The organism is Flavihumibacter sp., assembly GCF_036676075.1.
GTDB lineage: Bacteria > Bacteroidota > Bacteroidia > Chitinophagales > Chitinophagaceae > Flavihumibacter.
In genome coordinates, this window is the sequence record NZ_JAKFDQ010000007.1 from 725,079 (window position 1) to 736,440 (window position 11,362).

The window sequence follows — 11,362 nt, forward strand, 5'->3', positions numbered from 1 at the left end:
TGTATTTTTTTATTTAGGCATTCGGCTCTTAGCCCAGTTCACTACTTCCTCCCCAATCTTTCTTCCCATTTCTTCCCCTGCCTGGTTATCGGATTTATAATGTACGCCTGCATTAAAACGTGATTCATTACATTCCTTTGCCATCTGGTAGAAACGCTCCCGATCCTGTGGAAAAAGGAAAGTCATAACTGCGGCGCGGGTATATGACATGGTACCATGGCCGGCGGGATAGCTGGGTGACGGCGGTGTAGGAAATAACGGCTTGTAGGTTGTGTCATACTGGTCGGGCCTGGCGCGGTAGTAGGTGTACTTACCGTCCCAATGGGCAACCTGGTTATCGTAGTCAGACATTGCCACCAATGCATAGGCGAAAGCAGCTTTGAGCGGATCTGCTGCCAGGTTATACTCCAACACTTTCTTTTCCATTTCTTCACCCCAGGGCCAGCTGAATTCCCAACGGAAAGCAATTGATTTAGAGTAAGGATCAACCTGGTGATTGCGGATGGCTTCCATGTCCTTGTCGATTGGTGGTGGTGGTGCCGAACGGAACTGTGATGGACTTTTCAAAATCCAAGTGCGCATATTGGGAAGGTCTTTTCGGATAGGCTTGCCCGTGTAATATTCCCGACCAGCAGGAACAGTGCCGGGCCATGGTTTGCTGTAACCATCTTTTTCAGCATGTTCCAAAATCATTAATGCCACCTTGGTGCCCAATGCAAATCCTGCTTCAACATCAGACGGATATGCTAATCCGGCAGCGATACGCGACTCACCGGCTTTCTGTGCCAGTTGATTAAGGCTATCCCTTTTGTTAGGGTAGAAATGCCCAAGCACAGCTGCAGCTGCGGCGGCGGTAACAGAATATTCGCATGGATACGACGGACTGGGAGGAAGATAGATCAGCTGTTTTACTTTGGAAGAGCTTTCATAAGGCCGCTTACGTTTATATTGTTCTTTTGCCTTCATTGCCGCCAGGGTCGCATCATATATAGCTACTGCTGTATAGGCGTTAGTGCGCACCCAATATTGGGTGCTATCATAGAGCATATCGGATGCCTGCATCCAGCGGTAACAGGGAGGGCCGGCATTCCAGTGCTGCATATCACGCGCAGCTGCTTTGGGATTGCGGGTCTGGTAAAAAACCACCTTGTCAACTTCGGCCTGGTCTGATGCTTTATCGGGTGGCTGAGGAACCTTAAACTCATCCAGGTTTATTACGATGGGTTTCCAGGCAGGCTCCTGTGCCAGCGTAGAGAAACCCAGCAGGAGCAGCGCAATGAGGCTGCTGCCATAAGTGTTGTATTTACTGCGCATATATCAGATTGTTAGATTGTCAACATTCTTCATCTTCATCAATGGAAGCCATTTCGCATAGGTAAGCTGCCGCCAGATCCATTCCAGCGGACCATAGAGGAAATACCGCAACCAAACATTACTAAAGATCACCTGCAAAAGGTAAACCCCAAGAGCAATCAGCCATATATAGGTTGTACCAATAGTTGCGCCCATGCCAAGACCATAGCCATAAAATATAATTGTGCCCACGATGGTCTGCCCGATATAATTTGTCAACGCCATCCTTCCCACTGGAGCAAATACCATCAGCTTCCTCTGCCAATCGTCATGAAGGAAGAGAAGGCAAAAACTACTTGCATAAAAAAGACTCATCGGTACCACACTTAGTGCATAGAACAGGGTATCAAGTAAAGCAGCAGGAGCCGGAACAAAATACTGGTCGTTCTGGAAATATGCATGACCGATAGTAGCAGGTAGCCCTACCAGCAAACTGTATCGCTGGACTTTTTTCAGCAGGGGGCGGTGCTCCGGAAGCCGGGCATAGATCCGCTTTCTTCCCAGGTACATCCCCAACAGGAATAAAGCAAACACTTTGGGCAGCCGGTTGGTACCCAACAACATTTCCCACCTGAAGAAAAACCCACTCTTATTCCATTCCAGCACATCACTATAACTATCATTCACCACCAGCCAGTTCCGGTAATTCGTTTCCGTGATCCCACTTTTTGTGGATACAATAAATGCAAGGCGCCGGAAGAAAAGAGCCGGGTCCACCCTGCCATCTGTAATCACCCTGATACTGTCAATAAGCAAGGGGGATAATAACAAAGCAGGAAAAAGAATTAACAAAGTGCGATCGGATGTATTGCGGAAAAGGGGCAGAATTAATCCCAATACAGCATATAATACAAGAATATCCCCATCCCATAACAGTAATGCATGAACGAGCCCGATAAGTAATAGTATAAGTATGCGGCGATAGAAATATTTAAGCGTGAACTTTTCTGTTTCTCCTCTTTTATTTAGTATGATAGAAAACCCAATTCCGAATAATAAAGAGAACAGCGAATAAAATTTACCATCAATAAAAGCGAAATGAAAATACTTCAGCCATTTATCAATGCTGGCTGTGGGCATGGCGTTCCATGTTTCGGGCGATTGGAAAACATAGAGTGATAATACAGGATAGTTCGCAAGGATTATACCCAGCAGTGCAAACCCGCGCAATGCATCGAGAATGTTGGCCCGGGCTTCGGGATTGATGGGTGAAAGGTTCTGGTTCATACTCATTTCAGGTAACGCTCAAAAAATGGCAGAAGCTCAGTGAATACCCTTCCTTCAAAACCATCGAGCATATTCACATGATCACCAATATATTCTTCAGCGAAATGATTGATACCATAGGCCTCCAGTTTCTTACTAAACTGCAAATTGGTGAGGGGTATATGCGAAAACTCCTCATTCCTTCCCCAATCGATCTTTAGCGCTTTGAGGCTTTGGAGCGCCGGCAGATGATCCTCTATCATATTGATGTTGAAATTCGATTCCCATTTCTTCAGCACCACGGGGTCTATCTTTCTTGTTTTGCCGGAATAGCTCACTGGGATTTTTCCCTGGAAGGCTTTGTTAGATTCATCCGGTGTAAATGTTCTTGCCATGCTGGCTAAGACCACCCGAAAAAAAGAAGCATCATCTGTTGTCTCCGGACTATCAAATCCTTTAAATACATCTTCTACAGAGCTGAGTTCAGAAAGCTGCCGGAACGCTTTGTGGGCCGGAGTAAATTCTCCCGCGAAGTGCATGCCCCCCGGACTCATTGCATAAACGCTGCTGAATATATCAGCATAAAGCATTGCAACTTTCAATGCACCATTGCCTCCCATGGAGTGCCCGCATAAACCCCGGCTATCCCTATGCGCTTTAGTGCGGAAATTTTTATCAACGTACTGCACTACATCCTTGCCGATGAAATCAGTCCAGTTACCAGTGAAACTTGAATTGGTATAGAAGTATCCCCTGAATTTAGTATCGCTGTTGGGCAGCACCAGTATCATTGGTTTCATCATGCCGCCTTTAATGGCCGAATCCATCAGGGCTTTGAAACCGATCCATTGCATCATCTGCTCATCATTCACGCCAAAACCATGAAGAAAATATATAACGGGATAGCGTTCACTCGACTGCTCATAACCGGGAGGAAGGTAGATCGATAAACGACGGTTGGCATCTTCGCCAGCCTTGTTGCCTGCAATGGATGCCGCTTCAAAGGTTTTGGTTAGCACCTTACTTTCGCCGGACTTCTGCGCATAGCCATAATAGTAAAATAAGGGCAGCAGGATGAGTAGGGAAAGCTTTCTCATGAGGCACATGTTTTGGTCGTATTACAAAATAACCTAAAACATTGTGTGCTCCAACAATAATGGGAAAAATCCCGGTGCCCCGGGGAAATAAACCCTTTTATTCCACTATCCTGAGTTTAGCATAATTGAGCATGATCTTCTTCTCCCCGTTCAGTTCAAACTGCACGGTAGCGATGGGGTTATGCGATGCACCTTCCATTTTCATGACGGTTCCAAAGCCAAATTTCTGGTGCTCCACTTTTTGTCCCGCCTGCAGGTTGGTAGTATCACTCGGCACGAAATCCGCCGCCGGCTTATGTTCCACAACTTTAGGGGCAGCCTTGGGGGGCACATAGGAAGGAACGGTATCCTTTCTTTTAGACGGTGGTGCGCCATACATTTTCTCTGCCTGCTCGGAGGCTCCAAATCCGCGCATGCGTTCAAATGCCGAGCCCTGGGTAAAGCCGAGGCCCTGGTTGCGGGGACCGCCACCGGCAAAGCTCCGGTCGATATATTGCTGCGGCATCTCTTCTATAAAACGGCTCGGTTCATTCTGAACCAGCTGCCCGAATTTATATCGGGTATTGGCATAGGTGATCCAGAGCTTCGACTTGGCGCGGGTTATAACCACATAGAATAAACGCCGCTCTTCTTCAAGCTCCTCGCGGGTGTTGATGCTCATGGCATTTGGGAAGAGCATCTCCTCGAGGCCGGCTGCAAACACAACAGGGAACTCCAGTCCCTTGGCAGCATGGATGGTCATCAGCTTCACCGTATCGGCATTGGGATCTTTTTCATCGGCATCAGTTAATAGCGTGATCTGCTGGAGGTAACTGCCCAAACTCTTATCTCCCACTTCACCATCTTCATTGCTGGGCGTTTCGGTGAACTCCTTGATGGAGTTAAGAAGTTCCTGCACGTTTTCATAACGCTGCAATCCCTCCTGGGTCTTATCATTGAAAAGTTCTTTTACCAGGTTGGTCTGCTTGCCAACATGGAAGGCCACTTCATATGCATTCTTGATCTGAAGCATGCTTTGCGCGCCCTGAATCAACGTCACAAAATTTTCTATCGATTCAAGAGTGCCTGCTTTGAAACCCGCGCTTCGCGCGTTCAGCAGCACTTCCCACATCGTGATATTATTGGTATTGGCCAACAGGGTGATCTTATCGATGGTGGTTTTACCGATGCCGCGCACCGGGTAATTGATGATACGTTTCAGCGCCTCTTCATCGCGGGTGTTAACAATGAGGCGGAGGTATGCCACCATGTCTTTGATCTCCTTGCGCGCATAGAAGCTTACGCCGCCATACATGGTGTAGGCGATGCCCATGCGCCGCAGACTCTCTTCAAAGGCACGGCTCTGCGCATTGGTGCGGTAGAGGATGGCGAAATCGCGGTTGCTGAAATGGTTGCGGAGTTTCTGCTCCTGGATGGTATCGGCAACAAACTTACCTTCTTCATTATCACTCATGGTGCGCACCAGGCGGATCTTCTCACCCTCGGCATTATCGGTCCAGAGTTCTTTCGGGATCTGTCCCTTATTATTATTGATCACCTCATTGGCCACATGGATAATACTCTTCGTGCTTCTGTAATTCTGCTCCAGCTTGATGATGCGCACATCGTCATAGTCTTTCTGGAACTGCAGAATATTCTGGATGGTAGCGCCGCGGAAGGAATAAATACTCTGTGCATCATCGCCCACCACACAAACATTTTCGTGCGCCGCTCCCAGCAGTTTGATGATCTCATACTGCGCGGGGTTCGTATCCTGGTACTCATCTATCAGGATATACTTGAACTTATGCTGGTACTTATGCAGGCTCTCGGGAAAATGCTTGAGCAGCTCATACATCTTGATGAGCAGGTCATCAAAATCCATGGCGCCATTCTTAAAACATCGCTTGGCATAAGCTGCATAGATCTGCGCGATGGCCGGTCGGTTGGAGCGGGTATCTTCCTGCTGGATATAATAATCCATGGCATACTCGGCCGGACCAACCAGTGCGTTCTTTGCCGAGCTGATCCTATTGTAGACGATATTAGGTTTATAAAGTTTATCGTCGAGATTCATTTCATTGATCACCGTCTTCACTACTGATTTCGCATCGTCGGTATCATAGATGGTGAAAGAATTGGGATAGCCAAGGTGATGTGCTTCACTGCGAAGTATCCGCGCGAACACGCTGTGGAAAGTGCCGATATAAAGATTGCGTGCATCAGAATTGCCGAGGGTCTTCTCGATCCTCTCCTTCATTTCCTTGGCCGCCTTATTGGTAAAGGTGAGGGCGAGGATGTGAAAGGCATCCACATGGTAGTGGCTCATGAGGTGGGCGATACGTGTAGTGAGAACTTTTGTTTTACCACTACCGGCACCTGCCACAATCATGAGAGGTCCGTCTTTATGCAGAACAGCTTCGCGCTGTTGATCATTGAGTCCTTTGAGATAGTCTTGCGTCATCAGGTTCTTCTGGACTGCAATTTAAGGTGTCTGACACATGTTCGGAACATGTTCGAACATGTTTCTTTGGCATGACGCTTTAACGGAAAGAAGGATTCAGTTTGGCAGGATAGACTCTTAAATCAATAACCAGCTTTTCGGATACATTATATGATATGCGTATTTTCCTGATCCCGAATGCTCTATATCGCATCTCAGCGGTAAAATAAATTTTTCCGAAGGTATTTTAGCATTAAAGTGGCTGACACATGTTCGAACATCCTCTTAACATGTGTCAGACACCTAAACTCCCAAGCTAATTCACCACCACATTCATATTCATCGGGGAGAAAACGCCGTCGGGATTGAAATGCCATACCCAGGCGTGTAACAGCCAGAGATCGAAGCCGGTATTTCTTGTCCACACATCGGCTGAGCCGGAGAAGCCAGCCGGAGCAAGTTCAGGGGTTAGCGGGATGGGCACCGCGTATTCAACGGCTACCAGTTCCATGGAACCATCAGCTCGTTTGTTGTAGACAAGGATCTCGGGTTTGGTGGGGTCGAAATGATTGTCGAGCAAACCGGGGTTCAGGTAATGGTAGCCCATATTGGGGAGGATAACATTGATATCAAGATAGCCATCCTGTAATGCATTCTTGATATTCCGGTATTTCGAACTGGCAGCGCGGGCCTGCTGCAGTTCCCAGACCGTTTTTTTATCGAGGCCGGTATATTCATTCTGCACATCATTGCCTGATACATTACCCGTGTTGACAGAAAATGTGGTTTGATCTTCTTCAATGGCGCCACCTGTTTTCTGGCAGGCGGAGAAAAGGATCAGAAAGCTGGCAAAGGTCAGAATCAATGGCAGCTGCTGTCGGAAGCAGGAAAAACTAAAATGCTGTTTCATAATTATTAAGGTTTGTGGTCGGGTAAAATAGCATGATTTCAAAAAACCGTCACCGCCATTGTGTAAGCGGCGTGGTTAATTTGAGTAAGCGGTTGGGATGGCCTTACAAAAGGCGAAGCGTGCCGGACAAGAGAATGGCTAAACAGAACTTCAGGATTTACGGAAAATATTATACTTTTCGCATAGATGAGACCGTTGAAAAACCCCTTGCTGTCATCAACCCTAATTTCCTTCTGCCTGTTAGTGCACCTTAGCACTTTTTCGCAGGAAAAGCCCGCGCGTGTTATTTCCGATTATCCCCTCGACGGCTGGGTGAAGGAACTCAAGCAAAATAAATCAGAGAATCTTAACACCACAATCTGGGGGATCGTGGAAAATCTTTTAAAGACGGACAGCCTTATAACCAATAATGTAATTAAGGAACTAAAGCAGCGGGGACCGAAAAATTCACATCGCTATAATGCCCAACTGGCGGTACTCAAGGCTTATATAGTCTTAAATAGCAGTGAGAAATTGGAGCCTATAGAAATTCAGCCCCTGCTCGATAAAATGATGGAAGAATGCTATCTCGAAAATGATTCCGCCCTCCTGCGTTGGGCCCAATGGACCTATGGCGATATGATGTTTATATGTCAGGATCTTGAATATGCAATTACCTATAGTTCTCAGGCAGTTGAAAACTATGAATTGCCGGATACCTATAGCATGTTTCAAAATTACACTATTAGATATGGCGAGATGCTTTATCATACCCGCGATTATCGTGAATGCATAGATTACTCGCTGAAAGGCATGCGAAATATGCCGGAGGATGAGGAATCTAAAATACTCCTAAAGGGGAAATGCCTCAATACTATCGGGCAGGCCTATTACCAATTGGGTATGCCCGACTCGGCGATGTATTATTATCAATTATCGTTGAGCAAATTCAATGAAAAGTTCTATCCTATCTGGCTGGGCATCAACAATTTTTATATCGGGCAGATAAATTTTGATAAGGGAAGATTGGAGGTGGCGAAGCAAGAACTTCATAACGCCTTTACCAGCACCAAAGAGCAGGAGACCACCATTGGGGGAAGGGCAGCGGTATGGCTGGCGCGCATCCACCTAGAGGAAAACCGATCGGATAGTGCCCGCTACTATCTGGATCGATCCCTACAGCTCTTAAATAGTTGGTGGCCCAAGAAATCATTGCAGGAAAAGAAGTTTCTGCAGGACGCCTATTATGCGAAGGCAGAATATCACCAGGCGAGGAACCAGAGCGATAGTGTATTCCACTACCTGAAGCAATACACCCAACTTCACGATAGCCTGGAGCGGGTAACGGTATTGAGTGGAAATAAGATCGCGAAACTGAGGATCGCCAGCGAGCAGAACCATAATAAGGTTCAAATGCTGCTGGCCAACAAACAGGCAATGGAGCAGAAAAGAAACTGGATCGTGATAGGGATCAGCCTGTTAATGGTGGCATTAGTGCTCTTTCTGGACCGGCAGCGAAAGCTCGCCCGCTACCAGCAGCAACTGGCGGAGGCACAAAAAGAGGCCCTTGAAACGGAGGCCATTGCGGCACGGCAGCAACTGGATCTTTTTACCCGGAACCTGGTGGAAAAGACCAGCCTTCTTGAACAGGTGCAGAAAAAGCTGGGGGAGCATCAGCAACACAATGAGCAGGAAGATATGTTGAAGCAGTTGACCAGCCAGACGATACTGACCGAAGATGACTGGCTACGTTTCAAGCGACTATTCGATAAAATGAACCCTTCCTTTTTCAACGCCCTGAAAGAACGGGCGAATGATATTTCAGTAGCAGAACAACGGATGGCAGCCCTGATCCATTTGAAACTTACCAGCAGGCAAATGGCAGCAATCCTGGGAATATCGGTGGATAGTGTGCATAAAACCAGGCAGCGACTTCGCCAGCGACTCCAACAACCGGCTGACGTAAACCTCGGCGAATATCTGAACAGGCTCTCCTAGATTTTCTATATAACATTGGCTTATAATGCCTTAGCATTTATGTCAGGAAATTGTCCAGCTACTTGTCCTGTATTTGTCCCCCCGGTTTACTTGCAAGGAAGGGACAACAGATCTATTTTTCCTCTTTATAAAAAGTTCGAATCGTCAATAACCGGGCTGCCTGTTCACAGGCGGCCCCTTATTTATTGTACCTTCAGCAGGGACCATCCTTTTGAACCGGCGGACAGGGGACGCTGCCATAACTACAAAATACGCAGCAATCGCCTTCCCTGGGTTTGATGATCGCCTTACAATTGTGGCACTGGTAGAATACCTGGCAGGCATTATCAGGCATGGTTTCTTCTTTGCTGGCACCGCAGAAGGGACAGGTTATCACCGATTGGTATTCTATCATTTAAAGAGGTTGATCGTAAAATCAAGCAATGCCCCATCACCAGTAGAGCCATGACCCGGGATCACTGTTTTTACGCCGGGGAAAGCTTTTTTCACTTTCGCCACCGTCTCAGACCATTGCCCCTGATTAGCATCTTCGAGGTTTCCCTTTCCCGCATCCAGGCTTTTCAGGAGGCAGCCGCCAAAAAGAACTTCATCACCGGGAACATAAGCAACAACATTATCGACGGTATGGCCTTCCCCAAAAAAGCGGACCCATACATCCCTGGTGCCCACCTTAAGCGTCAGCGAATCCTTAAAAACCTTTTGGGGGAGGTTGAAATTTTTTTCTTTGGCCAGGGCAATTGTGCGGTAACTGGCAAGAGAGGGTATCTGGTTTTTATGAAAGGCCTTCAATCCACCCAAACAATCATTATGAAAATGGGTGGGAACTACAGCCTTTATGTGCAGGTTCATTTTATTCCTGATGAAGCCGATCAGCTCCGCCGAACTGGAATCATCAGAAGGGGTGTCAAAAACAAGAGCCTCTTTTCCGCCGGTAACGATCATCCCGTTGCAGGACACTTTACCCCAGGTTTCTGTGTTAAGGAAGGTGGTGTGCACATATACGTTTGGGGAGATCCGGGTTAGGATAAGTGTCTCAGATCTATAAATAGTATCATCAGCTTGCGGCAATGAATAAGCTAGGAAACAGGGCACCGACCCGGGAAATCTAAGACCTGAAAAAGCATCCTTGTGCACTACAGTGATAAATAGCAAAAGCAGAGCAGCGATGGTGAAAAATTTAAGTCGGGTTATCTTCATAAGGCAGGTTTTATTACTCAAATATAATAAGCAGGTGCCAGTAGGGGCGCATCATTTCCCGAATGGACATATTTCCCTTAACTTTAGGTAAAATGTCCACATGGCAAAGACCCAGGCACCTTCAAAGAGTTCAACTGCTCCAAAAAGTGCAGCAGCTCCAAAGGCCACAACAGTCCCGGCCAGGGAAAGCGAAGACCTCTCCGCCCTTGTGAAGAAGCATATCAAAAAAGGAGCCTCGGCCAACCTGCTCACCTGGGTCATACTCGGAGGTAAAAACTTCATGGCGAAAGAGCCCGTATCGGGATTTGATTTTCTTACGGCAAGTGATAAAGGCATAACCAAGCAGAGCCTGATCAACCTCGCCGATATAATGGATATCCCGATGAAGGATATTGCCATACTGCTGAATGTTTCCTATAAAACATTAGGACGTAAACAGAGCACCGATATACTGGATAGCCTGGTTTCATCGCTATCCATTGAAATCGCCAATACCATTGCCAATGGCCTGTCGGTATTTGAAGATGCCGACAAACTGAACCGCTGGTTACAGAAAGAGAACAGGGCGCTGAACGGGAAAAAACCGATCGAGCTTTTAAGCACCCCCACCGGAATCAAAATGGTGAATCATGTTTTGAGCCGGATGGAAGAAGGCATTTATACTTAAGGCGCTAATATGTTTGTTTACAGGATCGTGAAGTTAAAAAAACGAACGGCCGACTTATCCGGCACCGGAGCTTTTCTTGCGGGAGGCCGCTGGAACAATGAAGGTACCTATGCGCTATACACGAGTGAGAATCCTTCGCTTGCATTCCTGGAAGTATTAGTACATACCGATTTAACGGAACTGCCGCCGCAGCTGTTCATCATAACCATCAGGATTGATGATGATGCAAAATTTCTGGAAATAGCCGATGCTGATCTTCCAAAAAACTGGCGGATGCCAGAAAACATAGCGCTGAAAGAGAAGGGCGATAAAATTTTAAAGGAGAATAAATTCATTGGAATAAAATGCCGCTCGGCCGTGCTGCCGGCCGAATACAATTATATCCTCAATCCTTTATACCCTGATTTCCATAAGCATGTAAAGGTGGTGAAAGTAGAACCGCTTGATGTGGATACGCGAATGATGAAGTAATAAGAGTAGCTAAATAATTAAAGACATTATTATCCTCTTTTATTATATTTACCCATAAACTA

At 46.8% G+C, this 11,362-nt stretch carries 10 protein-coding genes; 3 read left to right on the top strand and 7 right to left on the bottom strand.

What is annotated here, in order from left to right; genetic code table 11:
* Positions 1-9: 9 nt before the first annotated feature.
* The 5 genes from V6M43_RS06005 to V6M43_RS06025 all read right to left on the bottom strand — a co-directional run bounded on the left by V6M43_RS06005 (position 10) and on the right by V6M43_RS06025 (position 6,988).
* Positions 10-1,314, bottom strand: coding sequence for a phosphatase PAP2 family protein (locus tag V6M43_RS06005; RefSeq protein WP_332733295.1), 1,305 nt, complete (start codon positions 1,312-1,314; stop codon positions 10-12).
* 3 nt (positions 1,315-1,317) lie between these two features.
* Positions 1,318-2,580, bottom strand: coding sequence for a DUF418 domain-containing protein (locus V6M43_RS06010; protein WP_332733297.1), 1,263 nt, complete (start codon positions 2,578-2,580; stop codon positions 1,318-1,320).
* Between the two features lie 2 nt (positions 2,581-2,582).
* Positions 2,583-3,656: an alpha/beta hydrolase gene (locus V6M43_RS06015; protein WP_332733299.1), complete on the bottom strand. Its 1,074-nt coding sequence runs from the start codon at positions 3,654-3,656 to the stop codon at positions 2,583-2,585.
* A 97-nt stretch (positions 3,657-3,753) separates the two neighbouring features.
* On the bottom strand, positions 3,754-6,099 hold the full coding sequence (locus tag V6M43_RS06020) for an ATP-dependent helicase (protein WP_332733301.1): 2,346 nt from the start codon (positions 6,097-6,099) through the stop codon (positions 3,754-3,756).
* Between the two features lie 295 nt (positions 6,100-6,394).
* Positions 6,395-6,988, bottom strand: coding sequence for a hypothetical protein (locus V6M43_RS06025; RefSeq protein ID WP_332733303.1), 594 nt, complete (start codon positions 6,986-6,988; stop codon positions 6,395-6,397).
* A 243-nt stretch (positions 6,989-7,231) separates the two neighbouring features.
* On the opposite strand from V6M43_RS06025, the gene V6M43_RS06030 reads away from it, so the two are divergent.
* Positions 7,232-8,965 (top strand): hypothetical protein, encoded by a 1,734-nt coding sequence (locus tag V6M43_RS06030; RefSeq protein WP_332733304.1) that lies wholly within the window; start codon positions 7,232-7,234, stop codon positions 8,963-8,965.
* Positions 8,966-9,158: 193 nt separating this feature from the next.
* Here V6M43_RS06030 and V6M43_RS06035 read toward each other — a convergent pair whose 3' ends face one another.
* Both V6M43_RS06035 and bla read right to left on the bottom strand, forming a co-directional pair.
* Entirely contained in the window at positions 9,159-9,359 is a 201-nt protein-coding gene (locus V6M43_RS06035) for a GDCCVxC domain-containing (seleno)protein (RefSeq protein WP_332733306.1), read from the bottom strand.
* On the bottom strand, positions 9,356-10,162 hold the full coding sequence (bla, locus tag V6M43_RS06040) for a subclass B1 metallo-beta-lactamase (RefSeq protein WP_332733308.1): 807 nt from the start codon (positions 10,160-10,162) through the stop codon (positions 9,356-9,358). Before bla ends, V6M43_RS06035 begins: the two co-directional genes overlap by 4 nt.
* A gap of 100 nt (positions 10,163-10,262) precedes the next feature.
* Between bla and parS the strand changes: the two genes are divergently transcribed.
* Together parS and V6M43_RS06050 are read left to right on the top strand one after the other, a co-directional pair.
* Positions 10,263-10,829 (top strand): type II RES/Xre toxin-antitoxin system antitoxin, encoded by a 567-nt coding sequence (gene parS / locus V6M43_RS06045; RefSeq protein ID WP_332733310.1) that lies wholly within the window; start codon positions 10,263-10,265, stop codon positions 10,827-10,829.
* A gap of 9 nt (positions 10,830-10,838) precedes the next feature.
* Positions 10,839-11,300 (top strand): RES family NAD+ phosphorylase, encoded by a 462-nt coding sequence (locus V6M43_RS06050; protein ID WP_332733312.1) that lies wholly within the window; start codon positions 10,839-10,841, stop codon positions 11,298-11,300.
* Positions 11,301-11,362: the final 62 nt, after the last annotated feature.